General features: G+C 69.7%; 21 protein-coding genes. 15 read left to right on the top strand and 6 right to left on the bottom strand.

The window, feature by feature from the left end; translation table 11 throughout:
- Nucleotides 1-2 precede the first annotated feature (2 nt).
- The gene (locus tag ACN6LD_RS21090) at nt 3-890 is read left to right on the top strand and encodes a DUF5936 domain-containing protein (protein WP_445043992.1); all 888 of its coding nucleotides are present in this window, start codon (nt 3-5) and stop codon (nt 888-890) included.
- Here ACN6LD_RS21090 and ACN6LD_RS21085 read toward each other — a convergent pair.
- Nucleotides 877-1098 carry a hypothetical protein gene (locus tag ACN6LD_RS21085; RefSeq protein WP_445044019.1) on the bottom strand — a complete coding sequence of 74 codons (222 nt, stop codon included), beginning with the start codon at nt 1096-1098 and terminating at the stop codon, nt 877-879. The two genes, ACN6LD_RS21090 and ACN6LD_RS21085, sit on opposite strands and share 14 nt — an antisense overlap.
- Here ACN6LD_RS21085 and ACN6LD_RS21080 point away from each other — a divergent pair.
- The 6 genes from ACN6LD_RS21080 (at nt 1010) to ACN6LD_RS21055 (ending at nt 5391) form a co-directional block, all read left to right on the top strand.
- The gene (locus ACN6LD_RS21080) at nt 1010-2305 is read left to right on the top strand and encodes a sensor histidine kinase (protein WP_445044016.1); all 1296 of its coding nucleotides are present in this window, start codon (nt 1010-1012) and stop codon (nt 2303-2305) included. The two genes, ACN6LD_RS21085 and ACN6LD_RS21080, sit on opposite strands and share 89 nt — an antisense overlap.
- A gap of 32 nt (nt 2306-2337) precedes the next feature.
- Nucleotides 2338-3180 (top strand): response regulator, encoded by an 843-nt coding sequence (locus ACN6LD_RS21075; protein ID WP_445043991.1) that lies wholly within the window; start codon nt 2338-2340, stop codon nt 3178-3180.
- 163 nt (nt 3181-3343) lie between these two features.
- The gene (locus ACN6LD_RS21070; protein WP_445043990.1) at nt 3344-3541 is read left to right on the top strand and encodes a Flp family type IVb pilin; all 198 of its coding nucleotides are present in this window, start codon (nt 3344-3346) and stop codon (nt 3539-3541) included.
- The gene (locus ACN6LD_RS21065; protein ID WP_445043989.1) at nt 3538-4134 is read left to right on the top strand and encodes a pilus assembly protein TadG-related protein; all 597 of its coding nucleotides are present in this window, start codon (nt 3538-3540) and stop codon (nt 4132-4134) included. Before ACN6LD_RS21070 ends, ACN6LD_RS21065 begins: the two co-directional genes overlap by 4 nt.
- A gap of 34 nt (nt 4135-4168) precedes the next feature.
- On the top strand, nt 4169-4750 hold the full coding sequence (locus ACN6LD_RS21060) for a hypothetical protein (RefSeq protein ID WP_445043988.1): 582 nt from the start codon (nt 4169-4171) through the stop codon (nt 4748-4750).
- A gap of 8 nt (nt 4751-4758) precedes the next feature.
- On the top strand, nt 4759-5391 hold the full coding sequence (locus ACN6LD_RS21055) for an OmpA family protein (RefSeq protein WP_445043987.1): 633 nt from the start codon (nt 4759-4761) through the stop codon (nt 5389-5391).
- A gap of 3 nt (nt 5392-5394) precedes the next feature.
- Here ACN6LD_RS21055 and ACN6LD_RS21050 read toward each other — a convergent pair whose 3' ends face one another.
- Nucleotides 5395-5685, bottom strand: a complete 291-nt coding sequence (locus ACN6LD_RS21050; protein ID WP_319196930.1) for a winged helix-turn-helix domain-containing protein — start codon at nt 5683-5685, stop codon at nt 5395-5397.
- Nucleotides 5686-5831: 146 nt separating this feature from the next.
- Here ACN6LD_RS21050 and ACN6LD_RS21045 point away from each other — a divergent pair, with 146 nt between their 5' ends.
- A complete protein-coding gene (locus ACN6LD_RS21045; RefSeq protein ID WP_445043986.1) occupies nt 5832-6191 on the top strand; it encodes a hypothetical protein in 360 nt (119 codons plus the stop codon).
- Nucleotides 6192-6541: 350 nt separating this feature from the next.
- Here the strand turns inward: ACN6LD_RS21045 and ACN6LD_RS21040 are convergent, their stop codons facing one another.
- The 4 genes from ACN6LD_RS21040 to ACN6LD_RS21025 all read right to left on the bottom strand — a co-directional run bounded on the left by ACN6LD_RS21040 (nt 6542) and on the right by ACN6LD_RS21025 (nt 10691).
- A complete protein-coding gene (locus tag ACN6LD_RS21040; protein WP_445043985.1) occupies nt 6542-7210 on the bottom strand; it encodes a hypothetical protein in 669 nt (222 codons plus the stop codon).
- A complete protein-coding gene (locus ACN6LD_RS21035) occupies nt 7207-9516 on the bottom strand; it encodes a hypothetical protein (protein WP_445043984.1) in 2310 nt (769 codons plus the stop codon). Before ACN6LD_RS21035 ends, ACN6LD_RS21040 begins: the two co-directional genes overlap by 4 nt.
- A 10-nt stretch (nt 9517-9526) precedes the next feature.
- Nucleotides 9527-10000: a hypothetical protein gene (locus ACN6LD_RS21030; protein ID WP_306949533.1), complete on the bottom strand. Its 474-nt coding sequence runs from the start codon at nt 9998-10000 to the stop codon at nt 9527-9529.
- An 82-nt stretch (nt 10001-10082) separates the two neighbouring features.
- Nucleotides 10083-10691, bottom strand: coding sequence for a dihydrofolate reductase family protein (locus tag ACN6LD_RS21025; protein WP_445043983.1), 609 nt, complete (start codon nt 10689-10691; stop codon nt 10083-10085).
- A gap of 77 nt (nt 10692-10768) precedes the next feature.
- On the opposite strand from ACN6LD_RS21025, the gene ACN6LD_RS21020 reads away from it, so the two are divergent.
- The 7 genes from ACN6LD_RS21020 to ACN6LD_RS20990 all read left to right on the top strand — a co-directional run bounded on the left by ACN6LD_RS21020 (nt 10769) and on the right by ACN6LD_RS20990 (nt 18563).
- The gene (locus ACN6LD_RS21020) at nt 10769-11137 is read left to right on the top strand and encodes a DUF192 domain-containing protein (protein WP_445043982.1); all 369 of its coding nucleotides are present in this window, start codon (nt 10769-10771) and stop codon (nt 11135-11137) included.
- Between the two features lie 93 nt (nt 11138-11230).
- Nucleotides 11231-12028: a methyltransferase domain-containing protein gene (locus ACN6LD_RS21015; protein ID WP_445043981.1), complete on the top strand. Its 798-nt coding sequence runs from the start codon at nt 11231-11233 to the stop codon at nt 12026-12028.
- 550 nt (nt 12029-12578) lie between these two features.
- A complete protein-coding gene (locus tag ACN6LD_RS21010) occupies nt 12579-13352 on the top strand; it encodes an isoprenyl transferase (protein ID WP_057584440.1) in 774 nt (257 codons plus the stop codon).
- A gap of 360 nt (nt 13353-13712) precedes the next feature.
- A complete protein-coding gene (locus ACN6LD_RS21005; protein WP_319191823.1) occupies nt 13713-15038 on the top strand; it encodes a PhoH family protein in 1326 nt (441 codons plus the stop codon).
- Between the two features lie 421 nt (nt 15039-15459).
- Nucleotides 15460-16134 (top strand): aggregation-promoting factor C-terminal-like domain-containing protein, encoded by a 675-nt coding sequence (locus ACN6LD_RS21000; RefSeq protein ID WP_319191821.1) that lies wholly within the window; start codon nt 15460-15462, stop codon nt 16132-16134.
- A 139-nt stretch (nt 16135-16273) separates the two neighbouring features.
- Nucleotides 16274-17002 (top strand): aggregation-promoting factor C-terminal-like domain-containing protein, encoded by a 729-nt coding sequence (locus tag ACN6LD_RS20995; RefSeq protein ID WP_445043980.1) that lies wholly within the window; start codon nt 16274-16276, stop codon nt 17000-17002.
- 202 nt (nt 17003-17204) lie between these two features.
- Nucleotides 17205-18563 carry an AI-2E family transporter gene (locus ACN6LD_RS20990; RefSeq protein ID WP_319191817.1) on the top strand — a complete coding sequence of 453 codons (1359 nt, stop codon included), beginning with the start codon at nt 17205-17207 and terminating at the stop codon, nt 18561-18563.
- The last annotated feature ends 51 nt before the right edge of the window (nt 18564-18614 follow it).

Raw genomic sequence — 18614 nt, 5'->3', positions numbered from 1 at the left:
TCATGGAACTACTGCTCGCACTCGTCATGGGCCTCGCCGTCTGGGGCGCCTTCGCCGGCATCCGCATGTACCGGGCGGACGCCAAGCTTCCGCCGGACCTGGCCCTGGCCCTGGAGGTCGGCGCGACCCGCACCGGCGCGGTCGACTCCGTCGTGGACCGGCTCGGCATGCGGTACGCCCCGGCCGTACTGCGTCTGATGGGCACCAAGCAGGTCGCCAGGTACCGCCGCAAGATCGATCTGGCGGGCAACCCGGGCGGCCTGACCATCGACCGCTACGCGGCGCGCCGCGCGGTGTACGGCGCTCTCGGCGGCTTCGGCGGGCTCGTGTTCCTGCTGCAGGGCAGGATCGTCGTGGCCCTGCTGCTCTTCGCGTTCGCCGCGTTCTGGACCGAGGTCGGCATCTGGGCGGCGATCAGGATCCGCAAGGACGTGATCGAGCGGACGCTGCCCGACTTCCTGGACGTCCTCGCCGTCGTGGTGAGCGCCGGGCTGGGCTTCCGGCAGGCCCTCGACCGCGTCGCGTCGAAGTACGAAGGGCCCTGGGCGGACGAGATCCGCATCACCCTGCGGCAGATGGACCTCGGGGTGAGCCGGCGGCAGGCCTTCGCCGAACTGCGCCTTCGCAACGACTCCGAACAGGTGGCCATGTTCGTCACCGCCCTCCAGCAGGGCGAGGAACTGGGCGCGCCGATCGTGGACACGCTCGTGTCGATCGCCAAGGACATGCGCCGAACGGACGCCCAGAACGCCCGCCGCAAGGCCGCCCGTGCAGTCCCGAGGGCCACGTTGATGATCACCACGTTCATGGTCCCGGCGACGATGCTCCTCCTCGGCGCAGGCCTGCTCCTCGGCTCCGGCACGGACTTCAGCCCGCTCACGGGCGACTAGGCGGGTGGGTGACGGCGATGACGGCGACGACGACCACGGCAGCGACGCCCCCGGCGCCGACGACGGCGCCTGCGAAGACCTCGGCAGCGACGACGGCGTTCACGACGGCGTTCGCGAAAGTGTGCAAGAAGTCGCGCGGCAGGCTGCCGAGGAGGCGGGTGAAGCCGCCGGCGACGGAGCCGCCCACACCCATTCCGATCCAGGTCAACGCGCTACAGGCGATGTCCCGCCAGGTCTTCGGCTTCCGCCTTGCCATGATCGCCGTCGCGTCCCCGGCGGCCCTCCTCAACGCGGCCCCGGGAATGGGCGTCCGACTGGTGGGGGCGGCGGTGGTCGTCACCTTCATGGGCTCGTACGTCCTCTTCCGCGACTGGGAGCGCTTCGGCCCCCTCCTGCTGAAGCACCCCTCGCTGCTCGTCGCGGACACCCTCCTCGGCGCTCTGCTGCTGGTCTCCGCGGGCCCGGGCACGACGCTGGCCTATGTCAGCGTCTGCACCCCTCTGCTGGCAGGCATCGTCTACGGGTGGCGGGGCGCCGCCTGCTTCGCCTCCCTCCAGTCGCTGATCCTGCTGCTCGTCCACGCGGCGCTGCGGCACGGGCCGGACGTGAGCGTGGCGGAACGGCTGCTGCTGCCCGGTCTCTGCGTCATCACGGGGGCCATGGGCTCCACCCTGCGCGGGTTGATGCTCCGCTTCGGCGCGGCGACGCACGCGCTGACCGACGTCAAGGCGCGCCTCGCCGTCACCGAGGCGGTCGCCGCGGAACGCGCCCGGCTGGCCCGGGAGATGCACGACTCGGTCGCCAAGACGCTGCACGGCGTGGCGCTCGCCGCGGACGCCCTGGCCCGCTCGGCGGGCTCGCCCGACATGGATCCCGCCCGGGTGCGCCGGCACGCCGAACTGATCGCGGGCGCCGCACGTCAGGCCGCCGCGGAGTCCCGCGAACTCCTCACCGACCTGCGCCGCGAGGAGCCGCAGGACACCGCTCGGGGCGTCGACGTCCTGCCCGAACTGGCAGCCCGCACCCGGGACTTCGCCGCCCGCACGGGCCTGGCGGCCAGCTACCACGCCACCGGCGACCGGGCGACGCTTCCCGTGCCGCCGGCCGTGGCCCGCCATCTCCTCACGATCACCTCGGAAGCCATGGACAACGTCCGGCGCCACGCCGACCCGACCCGCGTCGCCGTGCACGCGGGCGTCCACGGCGACCGCCTGTGCATCAGCGTCTACGACGACGGCCGCGGCCTGCCCGACGGCACCACGCTCGAAGAACTTCGCCGATCCGGTCACTTCGGCCTGGTCGGCATGGTGGAGCGGGCCGCCGCCATCGGCGCCCGCATCCACATCGGCCGCGGCGCCCACCCCGGGGGCACCGAAGTCCGCCTCGAACTTCCCCTGACGGCGTCCCGCCCGTGAACGACTCCCCGCACCCGAAGGAAACCCACGTCATGCCGGACCCACCCGCACCCCCCGCCACGGTGCAGCCGCTCTTCCCGCCTCCCTCGCGCCCCGCCCCCGTGCGGGTCGTCGTGGCCGACGACAACCCGGTGGTCCGCGCGGGTCTGAGCGCTCTCCTCTCCGGCCGGGAGGACATCACGGTCGTCGCGGAGGCGGCGGACGGCCGCGAGGCCTACGAGGCCGCCGTACGGCACCGCCCCGACGTCGTCCTCCTCGACGTCCGCATGCCCGGCGTCGACGGCCTCGCGGCCCTTCCGCACCTGGCGCGGATCGCACGGGTCGTGATGCTGACGTACAGCCACGAGGCCGAGATCGTCCGGGCGGCCCTGCGGGGCGGGGCCGGCGGATACCTGGTCCACGGCGAGTTCACCCCCGAGGAACTGGCGTCGGCGGTACGGGACGTCACCCAGGGCCGCGCCCACCTCACTCCGACGGCGGCGACGGCGGTGATGGCGCACCTCTACAGCGATGCGACTGCACACGCAGAAACGGACCCACTACCCCTATTTCCGGCGACTTCGTCGAACCAGCTTTCGCAGATGCAACCCCTTGTGGGACAGTCGACACGGGAGCGTGAAGGGGAAGTGGAACGTGCACGGGAACGGGAATCCCGGACGAGAAGCAGACTCAGCGCGAGGGAGGCGGAGATCATGGACCTGATCGCATCGGGCATGAACAACCAACAGATCGCCGCCACTTGTTTCATCAGCGAGAAGACGGTCAAGAACCACATCAACCGCATCTTCGCGAAGCTCCACTGCGCCAGCCGCTCCGAAGCCACGGCCACGTGGCTCGGCACGACTCCCGGCGCCGCGCACCGAGGGGTGGGGTGACGGGTGACGAGGGGGCGGCGGAACGGCCGTGCGGTATGGAATTGGGCCCGGGATTGGGCCCGCGGGCCCTCCACGGGAACCGGCGTCCAGGCCTACGCTCGGAGTGCCGACAGCGGCACCGGCACCCAGCGAGCCGGTCACGCGACACCCGGAGGGGAACAGCATGACCCAGTGGATCAACACGGTCGTCGCCCGTGTCCAGTCCCGAGCGCGCCGCAACGACAGCGGCCAGACCGCGGTGGAGTACCTGGGCATCATCGCCGTGGTCGTGGCGATCGTCCTGGCGATCACGGGCACGGACATCGGCCAGTCAATCAAGGACGCGATCACCGCGAAGATCGCCGAGGTCACCGGCGGTTGAGGACGCCGCGCGGGCGCGGTGACGTAGGGCAGGCTTTCCCCATCTACATCACGGTGGTGGCGGGCCTGCTCTTTCTCGCGCTCGCGTACCTCGCGGTCGGGCAGGCCGCGGCCAACCGCAACGGTGCGCAGACGGCGGCGGACGCGGCGGCGCTCGCGGCGGCCCAGGACACCAGGGACCAACTCGCTGATTTGTGGGTGCTGAACGTCAAGGACCCGACGAAGTGGTCGGACATCTTCCACGGCGTCGCCGAGGGGCTCACCCCCTCGTGCTGGCGGGCGTACGACCTGGCGGCGCAGAACGATGCGAGCGTGGACAGCTGTCAGCAGGACGGACTGAGGTTCACCGTCGGCGTGCAGACCGACAAGACCGTCGGAGACTCCATCGTGCCCGGTACGGAGAACGTGCGGTCCAAGGCCACCGCGTCCGCCGAGATCGACCCTCTCTGTACCTTCGAAGAACCCGGCGACGACGCGGAGGACGACGTGCTGCCACAACTCAGCTGCGACGACGGGAACTGGACGCCGGATGCGGATGAGCCCGCGGACCTGCCGGAGCCTCAGGACCTCTTCCGTGTCCATCTGGTCGACTGACAAGCGAACGCCGAGCGACGAAGGAAGCACAGACATGGGCATGCGGTTCACGACGAAGGCCCGCAAGGGGATGGTCGCAGTGACCGTGGCGGCCGGTCTCGCACTCGGAGCCGCTGGTTGCGGCGGGGGCGGTGACGACGACAAGCGGCCCGACAGTTCCTCGTCGCCCTCCCGCGCCGGCGACTCCAAGCCGAGTGCCCAGGAAGGGCAGGCGGAGACGCCGCTGGCCGAGATGAGGGGATCGAACGGGCTGATCCTCGACATCACCTCCGCCGAGCGCGATGCCGGCGGGTTCGTCACGCTGAACGGTTCGTTGAAGAACGACGGCGCGAAGAGCGTCGTGGTCCCGTCCGCGCTGAGCGGCAACGAGACCGAGATCATCCGCAATGGCGGGTCGCTGGGCGGAGCCACCCTCGTCGACCCCAAGGGCAAGAAAAGGTATTACGTCCTCCGAGACACGGACGGGCGGCCACTGACGACCTCGGGATTCTCGACGATCAAGGCCGGGGAAAGCCTCGCCGTCTTCATGCAGTTCCCCGCGCCCCCTGCGGGGACCGCCGACGTCATGTTCCAGCTGCCGACGTTCGCCTCGGCCTCCATCACCATCTCCGGGTGAGGCCCCCCATGCCCCGCACTCGCACCCGGCCCCTCCCGTCCCGTCTCACCCTCGCCGTTCTCGCCGTCGCCGCCGTGCTCGTCGCCCCCGCCCCGGCCCGGGCCGACACCCCCAGCGTCCCGCCCGGCACCGAACCCACCGCGTCCGCCCCCGTGGACGTCGACGCCAACGACCCCGATCTCAAGCTCCCCGAGGGCGGCACGCTCGCCGAGCCCAAGGTGCTCGACATCAAGCAGGTCGTCGAGGACGAGACGGGCGACGAACGCCGGGAGGACACCAACGCCGACGTGACGTTCGCGCTCCAGGCGGAAGTCCTCTTCGGCAAGGACAGCGCGAAGCTCGGCGCGGAGGCGAAGGCGCGCATCACCACGATCGCCGCCGAGATCAAGAAGCAGAACACCACCCTGGTCCGGGTCTTCGGGTTCACCGACAACCTGGGTTCCTCCGCGCACGGCGACGTCCTGTCGAAGCAGCGGGCGGACGCCGTCCAGGCGGAGCTGGCGGGCGAGTTGAACGACCCGAAGATCACCTTCGAAGTGCGCGGCTACGGCGAGCAGTACCCCATCTCCGACAACTCGACCGAGGCGGGCCGCAAGAAGAACCGCCGAGTGGAGGTCACCTTTCCCCGCACGACGAGCTGAGCGTCACTCTTGCGGCGGCTCACCGTTCCCGGACTCGGGCAGCGGGTCGGCGACGAACGTGCCGCGACCGTGCACCGTCTCGATGAGTCCCCGGTCGCGCAGAACCTGAGCTGCCCGTCGGACGGTGAGGTAGGCGACGCCGTATTCCTGTGCGAGATCGCGTTCGGCTGACAGCCGGACGCCGGGCTGGAGCTCTCCGCTGCGGATCCTCGCCTCGACGTGGTCGGCCACGGCGACATAGATGAGCTGGGACCCCTGCGGGCTGAATTCGGGCACCTCACTGCGGTCACTCACAAGGGCAACGTAAGCCGGGGCCGAGCTACGCGAATCTTTAGAGAGCTATGCATAGCTCTACATTGCTTAGTAAGGTCAGGTGCAGCAGAGACCCCGGCGACCGCGCGAACGGTCCCGGGGCATGGCCACCAGCCTCTGAGGAGCTGATGACAGTGAGCATTATCCACGCGCTGTTGCGCTGGATCCTGGGCGTGTGCGCGCCCGGTACCGGGCGGCGTCGAGCAGGCACACGCCCGCCCGCGCCCGTTTCCGCCCGCATCTCGGCGAGGCCCGGCCCGGCAGCCGTCCGGCTTCCCGCGCTCCGGTCCCCGTACGGGCTGCCCGAACTCCTCGACGGCGCTGCCACCGTCCCCGTCCGCCCGTATCTGCTCGCGGCGGAGCGGACACATCGGGAACGGGAGCGTGAGCGGGCGCGCCAGTCACGGCGTCGTGTGGCGCTGGTCATGGCGGCCGACTTCGGGATCGACCTGGACCGGCACGTCGTGGGCGCGGAGAGGGCGGCGTGACGAGCACGGCGGGCAGGGGCCCCCGCCCGCCGGTACGGATGTGTGTGCGCTGCGAGGTGACCACCGAGACGCCGGTCGTGGTCGGAGTCGTCCACCAGAACTCGGGGCCCGGTTTCGTGGTGTACGCGTGCCGGACGTGCGCCACCCACTACCCGCCGGAGCCGGACATCCTCTCCGTCCCACCGCCCACCCGCCGAGCGGAAAAGCCGGAGTGCGCACGCAGGCCGACGTGACGGCGACCTGAAGAGCGGCCTGCCGCAACGAGCCGGCGGGCCGCCCGGGCAACGAGGTCCTGCACCATCCGCCGACGGAGCAGAAGCGGTGAACGGCGGTCAGGTGCACCTGCGGACTCACAGAGCGGCCGGGACGTGCAGGTCATTGGTGCACGGCAGCCCTTCGGCCAATGCACGGACGAACTGGGCGGTCATCTCGCCTAGGAGCTCGGTGTCGAAGTCGGGCACGTTCTTGACCTCGGTCTCCACCTCGAAGGGGAGGTCGGCCTCCTGGCTCTCGTGGGAATCCTTGATCTTGCAGGGGAACACAGCGGCAAAGTGCAGGCCCGCGTCCTCCCGCTTGACGTAGACGTCGCTGCCCACAGGGTCCCAACCGGACCCCGACTTACCGGCCTTGATTTTCTCCGGCGTCTCCAATGCCCAGGTCACATACGAGTTGAACCGCCTGTTGGTGTTGTCCACGCCAAGCTCGCAAGGGTGGTCCCTGGTGCGCAGGCTCAACTCCTTGCCGGGTTCCCAGCGCCGGGTGAGGTCAGCCCGGCCGGACATCAGTTCGTCCACCGGGATGGAAGAGTTCAGGGTCTCCAGGGTCCCCTCGCCCATCGCGTCCTGGAGGGCGTCGATCCGGTCGGCGCCGAACAGCGCGTTGCAGGTGCTCCAGCCGATCGGGGCGTCATTCCTGTCCTTGCTGCCGTCGCCGTCCTTCGAGCCGGAGCACGCGGAGAGCATGGCCAGTACCGCGGCGAGCGCGCAGAGGGACGCAAGCATCTTTCGAACGGGCTTCACTGCGACACCTTCTCCGCGTCCGAGATGGCGTCCTTCCCATCCCTGTACGAACCCTCGATCTCCCGGTTGAGCTCAAGTTTTTCTGCCTGGGTCATACCTATGGTGTCGGCGTAGTTGTTGACAGGCACCCAGGCTCCGCGCTCGCCGGCGGCCTCGAGGCCCTGCACCGACCGCAGTGCCTCAGGATCGTTCTTGTACTCGTTGTCCTCAAGGTATTGCAGTGTGTGAGTTCCGTATCCGGTGTCGAGGGTGGACCCGACGACCTCCACGACGACCGGGACCGCGGTGGCGGCTACCACTCCGGCAGCCGGTCCCAGGAACACAGCCGTCGCGCCTGCCGTCACAGCCGCGACACCTGCCGCGACACCTCCCGACGCCAACGTCTTGCGCCACTCGCCCTGCTTTTCCATCGCGAGGTTTCGGGCGGTCTCGTCGTCTTTGAAGTCCTCGCGAATCTGGTGTGCCCGGGATTCGTCGAGGATGCCGTTCGCCTTGGCCGAGTTGTGAGCGAAGGCGATTCCGTCGTCACGGGCGCCCTCATGGGACGCGAGTCCGCTCGCCGTGTAGACCTGCTGGGCAGCGGACAACGTCTGGTATCCCTCCTCGTCCCCGGCGACCAGCATCATGAAATTCCGCGCCCCCTGTTCACCGAAGCTCCTGTGCGCTGAACCGTCGCTGCTGTCGCCGAAGATCCGGGCGCGGCCCAGCTCGTCGCCCGCCTTGCCGAAGTCCATGATCGAGTAGTTGAGGTCGTCGATGTACGCCGCGCCCATGCGGGCCAGGCTGTCCTTCATGACCTCGGGAGGCGGCCCGTGGTCCGAGGCGACGTTGTAGCGGTTGATGACCTTCTCCATGATGTCCGCCGTCTGCTCGTCCCGGTGCAGCACCGGCGGGTCGGCGTCCCACGCGGAGCCCGTCGTCGCTGCTTCGAGGGCGTGGCCGAGGGCGTCCGGGCCCATTTCGCGGGCGTGTGCCGCCTCGTCGCTGGAGGGGTGGGCGAGGCTGTCCGGGGCCCACGTGAAGTCCTTGTCGTTCAGGGCCTCGAAGTAGTCCTGGTAGGGGAGGGCGCCGTTCTTGTCGGCCGTGCCGTCTGCCCGGTAGACGGTCGGCGGGTCGGTGAAGAACTTCTTCGCCGCCTCGGGGCTGTGTCCGAGGCCCTCCAGGACGCTCGTCAGGGGGTCGTATCCGTTGCCGTTCTTGCCGGACGGGTTGAAGCCCCAGTCGCGGTCGGATCCGCCGACGGTGGGCTTGTTCTCCACGAACCGGTAGGGGTCCTTCTTGTGCAGCTGCACTATGTGCTCGGCGATGGGGTTGATGAACCTCGCGTCGTAGTTGCCGTAGCGCAGGATTCCGCCGAGGAGCTGGTAGCCGTACGGCGCGCTGCCCGCGCCGGGGTACAGCTCGACCCGCTGGGCGCCCAGCTTGCGGAATTCCGAGGACCAGCTCGCCGGCAGGTGTGACCTGTTGTCGGGGTCGGTCGCCGAGGCCAGGGCCAGCCCCATGTTCCGCTGAAGCTGCCGGGTGAGGGCGAGCCGCTCCTTGTCGTCTCCCATCGTGCCGTCCAGCGACATGCGGCCGTAGAACTCCAGCGTCTCCTTCGGGCCGCCGAGCGAGGTGTAGAAGTCCGTGGAGAAGTCGGCGTCCGTGGCGTTGAACCGCATGATGGAGTTCAGTTCCATGTACTGCTTGTCGGTCATCTTCGGTCCGAGCTTGGCCAGTTCGACCGCGCGCTCGGCCTGGGCGTCGTCCAGGGACTCGTACGACGCGTGACCGGCGTTGTGCTTGTCGCCGCCGTGGCTCTTGGCCAGCGCGCGGGCCAGGGACGCGTCGATCTCGGAGGCGTGCGCGACCAACCGGTTGACGCGGTCCTCCAACTCCTGCTTGGCGTCGAGCTGTTCCTGAGTGCGCTCGTCGGTGTCACCCCGGACGTGCGGGAAGAAGCAGCGGACCTTGCCCTCGCCGATGTCCTCGACACGGACTCCGAGAGTCGGTGCGTCCTGCTGGACCGCGGTCCTGATCTTCTTCTGCAAGGCGACCAGTTCCGTGTGGCCGTCCACGAGCACCGTGTGAATGCTGTCGGCCTCGACGTGCAGGTCGGAGATCTCCTTGGCCGTCTTGGTGACGAACTCCCGGGTTACCGTGGCGTTCACGCCGGCCCACCGGGCCTTGTCCGACTTGGCCTGCATGCCCTTGCGGGCGTTCTCCGCCGCCGTCTTGAGCATGTCCACGCTCTTCTTCCAGTCGGAGACCGCGGAACCGAGCTTGCCGAGGTCGACCTCGACGAGATCCGTGTAAGTAAGGGCCACTGCGCTCCCCCTACCGGAAGTACTTGCTGATCTCGGACACGGGCAGGGCGGAGCCGTTGTCGGCGAGCAGCACGGCCCCGATCTTGGCGTCGTCCTCGGCGTGCAGCTTCTTGCTGAAGTCGAGGTGGTCGGATATGTGTGCGCAGGCCTGGAGCACCGTCTTGAGCTGCGACGTCCAGACGTCCACGGTCGTCTTCAGCGCTCCGCCCGACGTGAAGCCGTGGGACTGCAACGACGCGGCGGCCTGCTGCGTGGTCCCCGCGCCTTCTTTGTCGGCGCCGGCACCGGCGATATCGGCCCCGACCCGCAGATCCTCGAACAGCGTGTGCGCGTCATGACCGACGGCACCGAGATCGTCCTGGTTGACCACCAGATCCCCGGTACCGCCGCTGCCCGGGTCCGGTGGGATGTGGTTCAACTGCATACCTGTCGCGGACCGTTCGGCCGCGGCGGTCTTTAACTGCTCCCACTCGTCCCACGCCATGTCTCGCCGTCCTTCCCCGTCGCCCGGCCGCGGACTTGGCCGGGGCTTTGCCCGAACCAAGGAAGTGTAAAGCCGGGTTCGGCTATGCGACCGGTGTTTCCCCGCCGGTCTGCATGCCCTCTTCACCCTCCCGCTGGTAGTGCAGCAGGACGACTCCGTTGCCGAAGGCGTGGGACTCGAGCAGGGTGAGGGGCGTCATGGTGTCGGGGTGGGGGAACAGGGGTTTGCCGCGGCCGACGAGGACGGGGTGGACGTACAGGCGGATCTCGTCGACGAGGTCGTGGTCCAGGAAGGCCGCGGCGAGGTCGGCCCCGCCGAGCCCCAGGTCCCCGCCCGGCTGCCGGGTGAGGGCGCGGACCTCGTCGGGCACGACCTCCCGGACGATCACCGTGTTCCAGTCGGCGTGCTGCAGGGTCCGGGAGTACACGTACTTCGGGATCTCCCGCCAGATGCCGGCGAACTCGGCCATGGCCCCGTCCGGATCGACGTCGGGGCCGGAGTCGAAAGTGGGCCAGAAGCCGGCCATGAGCTCGTGGGTGACCCGTCCGGAGAGCAGGCCGCCCAGCCCGCGGACGACGTCGTTCATGTGCCGGTGGAGTTCCTCGTCGACGCGGTGCCAGGAGATGTCGTGGCCGGGGCCTTCGATGTACCCGTCGAGGGACACCGACATCATCAGGACGATCTTGCGCATCACGCACCTCGCTGGACCACGGACGGACTCGGCGGACGGTCGGAAGGGTAGGCCCTGGGGGACGCGAAAGGTGGGACATGGGGCGCTGGCGTGACGGGCGGGGCCGGTTGACGGTGCACGGGGACGGCGGGGCCGTCGCGGACGTCCCGTTGGAGGTCGCCGCCTCCTACCGGGCGCGCACCCGGGGACTGCTGGGGCGGGACGCCGTCGACGGGGCGCTGCTGCTCACGCCGGCCTCCGGCATCCACACGTTCCGTATGCGCATCCCCATCGACGTGGCCTACCTGACCGCGGACCTCACCGTCCTCGCCGTCCGCACCATGCGCCCCGGCCGCCTGGGCCTGCCGCGGCCGCGCGCCCGGCACGTGCTGGAGGCGGAGGCGGGGGTCATGGCGGGGTGGGGCGTCGAGGCGGGCGCGCGGGTCACGGTCGAGGTGGACGAATGAGGTGAGGGGGCTCTCCGGGGTCGGAGTCCGGGGATCCGGTCCGTGGGGGAAATTCGCACGCGCTCGGTCCCGGCCCTCTGCGACGATCCCCCTATGAAGAAGGACGACGGGCGCGACGAGTCTGCTCTCTTCGAGGACCTGGTGGCCGAAGGGGTCGCCGTCCCCACCGACGGCTGGGACTTCTCGTGGTTCGAGGGGCGGGCGACCGAGGCGCGGCCCTCCTGGGGGTACGCGATGTCGCTGGCCGGGCGGCTGGCGGGCGCGCACGCCGCGCTGGACGTGCAGACCGGGGGAGGGGAGGTGCTGGACTTCGCTCTCGAACGGGCCGCGCCCAAGACCCCCGTCCTCACCGTCGCGACCGAGGGGTGGCCGGCGAACGCCGCGAAGGCCACCGCTCTTCTGCGGCCGCGCGGCATCGCGGTCGTCGTGAACCCGGAGGACGCCCCGTTGCCCTTCGCGGACGCCGCCTTCGACCTCGTCAGCAGCAGGCATCCGGTGCGGCCCCACTGGCACGAGATCGTCCGTGTGCTGCGGCCCGGCGGGACCTACTTCGGCCAACACGTGGGCCCCCGCAGCGTCTTCGAGCTCGTCGAGTACTTCCTCGGGCCGCAGCCGCAGGAGGTGAGCAGCAACCGGCACCCCGACCGTGAGCGCGCCGGCGCGGAGGCGGCGGGCCTGGAGATCGTCGACCTGCGGGCGGAACGGCTGCGCGTCGAGTTCCACGACATCGCCGCCGTCGTGCACTTCCTGCGCAAGGTCGTGTGGATGGTCCCCGGCTTCACGGTGGCCGCCTACCGGCCCCGGCTCCGCGCTCTGCACGAACAGATCGAGGCCGACGGCCCGTTCGTGGCGCACAGCACCCGCCACCTCGTGGAAGCCCGCCGGCCGTAGACCCGCCGGCCGTGGACCCGCCACCCGATCGTGGCCTTCACAAGGTTTCCACATCGTTATCGCGATCGGTTCCTGGCGCCCTTCGCCCTCACGTAAGTTCTCACCGAGGCAATTCGCGTGAGCAAAGCTGCGTGGACGTCACCGCGCAGCGGAGGGGGCTGCGCGGTGACGCCCGCGTCAAGGCGGGGTTCGCCTCGGGTTAGCCCGTCGGGGGGATGCTCGGGCGGATGGGCGGACGATGCTGGATGCGCCCCGGAGCCCCGACTTCCGTCGGCGAACGGCTTGCTTTCCCTGGGAATCAGATGGGTTCCAGCCATGAACCACCCATGATCGACGATCGAAACGGTCACCGCCGCGTCGTCGATCGACTGCGGAGAGTAGTTGTGGCGCGCCGATGCGCGCATCAGCACTCACGAAGGGTTATGGTGGAAACCCCCCCTCGGGCCGGTCCGTCTCCCCCCCACGGACCGGCCCGTTTTTTTGCCCAAGTCCGCACAGGGGTAGGCTGCGCCCGGCGGGGACCGCACCGTTTCGAGGGGCTGACAATCACGTGAACCTGCGCGACAAGCTGCGCGGCCTTCTGGTCAGGTTGTACGCACGCCGGGTGGAAGGCCACCTGGACCACGCTCAGGTGCCCAAGCACATCGGCGTCATCATGGACGGCAACCGACGCTGGGCGAAGGCCTCGGGTTCCACGACCGAGCACGGCCACCGGGCCGGTGCGGACAAGATCGAGGAGTTCCTCGGCTGGTGCACCGAGACGGACGTCGAGGTCGTCACCCTCTGGCTGCTGTCGACGGACAACCTCGACCGCCCCCAGGAAGAACTCGTCCCGCTCCTCGGCATCATCGAGGACGTCGTGCGCACGCTCGCCGCCGACGGCCGCTGGCGCGTCCACCACGTCGGCACGGCCGACATCCTCCCCTCCCATGTGCAGACCGCGCTGAAGGAGGCCGAGGAGTCCACCGCCCACGTCGACGGGATACTGGTCAACGTCGCCATCGGCTACGGCGGCCGCCAGGAGATCGCCGACGCCGTGCGCTCGATGATCGTGGACGCGGCGGACCGGGGCACCTCGATGGAGGACCTCGCCGACTCCGTCAGCGTCGACCTGATCAGCCGCCACCTCTACACCGGCGCCCAGCCCGACCCCGACCTCGTGATCCGCACCAGCGGCGAGCAGCGGCTGTCCGGGTTCATGCTGTGGCAGACGGCTCATGCGGAGTACTACTTCTGCGAGGTCTTCTGGCCGGCCTTCCGCAAGGTGGACTTCCTGCGCGCCCTGCGCGACTACGCGGCTCGCCACCGCCGCTACGGCGGCTGAGCCGCAGCACGCGTGCGCCCCTTCGGGGCGGCCCGTCTACCCCTTTCCGGGGCGGAAGTAACGCGGAGTTCACCGGCGCGCCGTCATATGCCGTGGCATGACGGCGCGTTTTCGAGGGCATAAGCCAAGCAGGTCGACACCCGAACCACGGGCGTCGGATCTCAGCGGACGGCACGGGGCCGTCCGCCCGGGAGGCCCTTTGCACCAGCCCGACCGTGCGGTCACGGCACGGAAGAAGCAGCGGGGGGCCGGTACTCGGCCCGTGCACAGCGGCCGAGGACCGGCCTGGTTCTTCCCGCCCTCCCGGCCCTGCTTCCACTCCGTCGCTCCCCGACCTCATCCGAGGGGGTACGTCCTTCCGTGGTGACCAGCACAAAGCGCCGTATGCCAGACCGGCGCACCTATGTTCTCGACACCAGCGTCCTGCTGGCCGACCCGAACGCCCTGACCCGATTCGACGAGCACGAGGTCGTGCTCCCCATCGTCGTGGTCACGGAGCTGGAGGCCAAGCGGCACCATCCGGAACTCGGCTACTTCGCCCGGCAGGCGCTCCGCCTGCTGGACGACTACCGGGTGAAGTTCGGTCGCCTCGACGCCCCCATCCCGATCGGGGAACTCGGCGGCACCGTCCGTGTCGAGCTCAACCACTCGGACCCCAGTGTGCTGCCGACCGGCTACCGCCTGGGGGACAACGACTCCCGCATCCTCGCGGTCGCCCGCAATCTGCAGGCCGAGGGATTCGACGTCACCGTCGTGTCGAAGGACCTGCCGCTCAGGATCAAGGCGTCCTCGGTCGGTCTCCTCGCCGAGGAGTACCGCGCCGAACTCGCCATCACGGGTTCCTCCGGCTGGACCGGAATGTCCGAACTGACCCTGTCCGGGGAGCAGGTGGACATCCTCTTCGAGGCCGGGCACATCCACGTGCCCGAGGTCGCGGGCCTGCCCGTGCACACCGGTCTGACCATCCAGTCGGAGCGGGGCAAGGCCCTGGGCCGGGTCACCGCCGACGGGGACGTCCGCCTCGTGCGCGGCGACCGCGAGGCCTTCGGCATCAAGGGCCGCAGCGCCGAGCAGCGCATCGCGCTCGATCTGCTGCTCGACCCGGACGTCGGGATCCTGTCCATGGGCGGCCGGGCCGGCACCGGCAAGTCCGCGCTCGCGCTCTGCGCGGGTCTCGAGGCGGTCCTGGAGCGCCGTCAGCACCAGAAGGTGATGGTCTTCCGGCCGTTGTACGCGGTGGGCGGGCAGGAGCTGGGCTATCTGCCCGGATCCGAGGCCGACAAGATGGGCCCCTGGGCGCAGGCGGTCTTCGACACGCTGTCCGCGGTCACGAGCCGCGACGTCATCGAGGAGGTCACCGCACGCGGGATGCTGGAGGTCCTGCCCCTGACCCACATCCGGGGACGCTCCCTCCACGACGCCTTCGTGATCGTCGACGAGGCGCAGTCGCTCGAAAGGAATGTGCTGCTCACCGTTCTGTCCCGGATCGGCGCGAATTCCCGGGTGGTTCTGACCCATGATGTGGCGCAAAGGGACAATCTGCGGGTCGGCCGTTATGACGGCGTGGTCGCCGTCGTCGAGAAACTGAAGGGGCATCCGCTCTTCGCCCATGTGACGCTGAACCGGTCCGAGAGGTCCCAGATCGCGGCACTAGTGACCGAAATGCTGGAGGATGGGCAGATCTGAAGGAGCTGCCCCAAGTTATCGGGGTATCGCGGTGGTTGGCGCCGTCCGGCAAAGGCAGTGAGCCTAGCCGGGCGGCGCCGGCGTTTGTGGGGGTTTCGAGAAATCCCCAGGGTCCCGGAGGGTGTGAGCTTTCACACGTAACTCGGAATTGCCTCACGCAGTCTGGTTACGGCAAAGTCTCAGTCCTGTCAGGCCCCGCATGCGACACACCTGTGCCCCCAGCAATACGGCACCGCTTGAGCATCACCGTCAACTCCATATCGACCGTCGCATGCCGCCCGTGCACCACGCGGCTCTCCCGCACCGGGAGTTGCCCATCGGGCCCGTGTCTCCCGTGACCCCGCAGTTCGGAGACCAGCGACAAGGGCACGATTGCGTCCGCCAGGGTCACCGAAGCGGGCGACGCTGGAAGGAAAACCGTGTGAGCCGGATCTCGGTCCGGGGACTCGCAGTGGCCTCGGCCACGGCGGTCACCGCTGTCGGAAGCGTCGTCGGCGTTGCCTCGGGCAGCGTCGCGCAGGCCAACGACGCAGATGCGACGGCAAGCGACGCGACGCTCCTCGCCGACATCCCTGTAGGCCAGCAGGCCCAGGTGCAGACGGCGTCCCTCACGCAGCAGGCCGGCTACCAGGCCATCGCCGCTGACGAGGGCGCGAAGAAGGATGCCGAGGAAGCTGCGCGCAAGGCCGCGGCCGAGACGGCTGTCGCGAAGAAGAAGGCCGCCGAGAAGGCCGCCAAGGACCGCGCGGAGGCCAAGGCCAAGGCCAGCCGCAGCGCGGGCGACTTCCCGATCCAGGGCTCGTACAGCATCGGGCAGATCCAGGCCATGGCGGCGCAGATGGTGCCGAGCGGCCAGTTCCAGTGCTTCAGCAACATCGTGGACCACGAGTCCAGCTGGAACTACCACGCGGTCAACGCCTCCTCCGGCGCCTACGGTCTCTTCCAGGCGCTGCCCGCCGGCAAGTACGCGTCCGCCGGCTCCGACTGGCAGAGCAACCCGGCCACCCAGATCAAGTGGGGCCTGAACTACATGGACAGCCGGTACGGCAGTCCCTGTGAGGCGTGGTCTTTCTGGCAGGCCAACCACTGGTACTAGGCAGCCCGATGGGCAGCCGACGCCGCTTCGCGGACATGACCTGGGCCGGCGACCGGTACCGAACGACTGAGCCGAGGGCCCGCGCGGCCCTCGGCCGTTCGTCGTCCCTTCACCCGATGACACTGCAGAAGGAATTCGTGTGAGCCGGATATCGGTCAGGGGCTTCGCCGTGGCATCGGCGACCGCCGTCACCACCGTCGGAGCCGTCGTGGGAGTCGCCCAGGGCAGCGTCGCACAGCCCGCCGACGACGCCCAGGCGGTGGGCGACTCCACGCTGCTCGCCGATTTACCGGCCGGACAGCTCGCCCAGGTGCAGACCGACTCGATGACGCACCAGGCGAGCGTCCAGGCCATCGCGGCGGACACCACGGCACGCAGGGCGGCGGAGGAGACGGCCCGCAAGCAGGCCGCCAAGGACGCGGTGGCCAAGCAGAAGGCCGCCGAGAAAGCCGAAGAGAAGGCCGCGGACCGGGCGAAGGCCGCGCAGGAGGCCAAGGACCGTGCGGCCGCGCGGACCCAGAGCGCGTCGGCCGGCGCCACCGGTGACGCCGGCGACTTCCCGCAGCAGGCGTCGTACTCGGTCGGCGAGGTCAAGGCCATCGCCCAGCAGATGGTGCCCGGCGGCCAGTTCCAGTGCTTCAGCAACATCGTGAACCACGAGTCCACGTGGAACTACCGGGCCGTCAACCCCTCTTCGGGCGCGTACGGCCTCGTCCAGGCCTACCCCGGGTCGAAGATGTCGTCCGCGGGCTCCGACTGGCGGACCAACCCGGCCACCCAGATCAAGTGGGGCCTGAACTACATGAACGAGCGGTACGGCAGCCCCTGCGACGCCTGGGCCTTCTGGCAGGCCAACGGCTCGTACTGACGGACTGTTCGGCTCGCGTCGACGGCCTGTCCCCTCCGTGCTGACGGCCTGCTCGGCCCGGCGTGACGATCCGACCGCGCTCGACTCCGCACAGCCCCTCCCCGCGCACCGGGGGAGGGGCTGTCGCCCTGTACGGTCGTACGACCGGGAACCGACGACTCCAGGGGGAGTGGTGGGGAGAGACGGGGGAAGAGGACGGATCATGTCGAGAGTGCCACGGTGGCTCGGCCGGCTCGGCGCCGGTCTCAGCGAGATGAGCGAGCGGCTCGACGAGCGACGCGCCGAGGTCGAGCGGGAGGGCTCGGCCGAACCGGAGACGACACCGCCCGACGCGACGCCGTCCGCCGAGGACTACCCGGAGCCGCTCGAGCCCGCCCCGCGCCCTGATCCCGCACAGGCCGTGCCGTGGGGGGTCCGGGTGGCCGCCGAGGCCGGCTGGCGGCTGCTGGTGCTCGCGGGGACCGTCTGGGTGTTGATGAAGGTCATCACCGCGATCCAGCTGGTCGTGATGGCCTTCGTGGTCTCCCTGCTTCTCACGGCGCTGCTGCAGCCCACCGTGGCCCGGTTGAAGCGGGCAGGGGTTCCCGGGGGCGCCGCCACCGCGTTGACGGCGATTCTCGGGTTCGTCGTCATCGGCCTGATGGGCTGGTTCGTGACCTGGCAGGTCATGGCGAACATCGACAACCTCTCCGACCAGGTCCAGGACGGCATCGACGATCTGCGCCGCTGGCTGCTCAACAGCCCGTTCCATGTCACCGACAAGCAGATCAACGGCATCGCGAAGAACCTGCGGGACGCGATCGGCGACAACACGGACTCGATCACCTCGGCGGGCCTCGAGGGCGTCACCGTCGTGGTCGAGGCGCTGACCGGCATCCTGCTGGCGTTCTTCTCGACGCTCTTCCTGCTCTACGACGGCAAGCGCATCTGGGAGTGGACCCTCAAACTGGTTCCGGCGGGGGCCCGGCCGGGAGTCGCGGGCGCCGGACCGCGGGCCTGGGCGACGCTCACGGCGTATGTGCGGGGCACGGTGATCGTCGCGTTGATCGACGCCATCTTCATCGGCCTCGGCATCTACTTCCTCGACGTGCCGATGGCCGTCCCGCTCGCCGTCTTCATCTTCCTGTTCTCGTTCATCCCGCTCGTCGGCGCGGTCGCGTCCGGCGCGCTGGCGGTCGTGGTCGCGCTGGTCACCCAGGGCGTGTTCACGGCGGTGATGACCCTGGCCGTCGTGCTCGCGGTCCAGCAGATCGAGGGACACATCCTCCAGCCGTTCATCCTCGGGCGGGCGGTGCGCGTCCACCCGCTGGCGGTGGTCCTGTCGGTCGCGGCCGGCGGCATGGTCGCGGGCATCGGCGGCGCGATCGTGGCCGTGCCCCTGGTGGCCGTCACCAACACCGTGGTGGGCTATCTGCACGCCTACTCCAGGGAGCAGGCCCTGCGGCACGCTCCGCGGCCCAGAGGGGCGACGGCCTCGGGCGTGGCGCCCGTGACGGCCGTGCGGCAGAGCCGGGAACCGGAACCTCCGGCCGAGGAGGGCCAGGGCACGCCGCCCGGGTAGTCGTCGTACCCGGTGGGCCGTCGAACGCGGGGAGGGGGGGGGGGGGGGGGG

Source organism: Streptomyces sp. SAS_272 (genome assembly GCF_052543235.1).
This window is presented reverse-complemented; position numbering and strand designations above follow the sequence as displayed.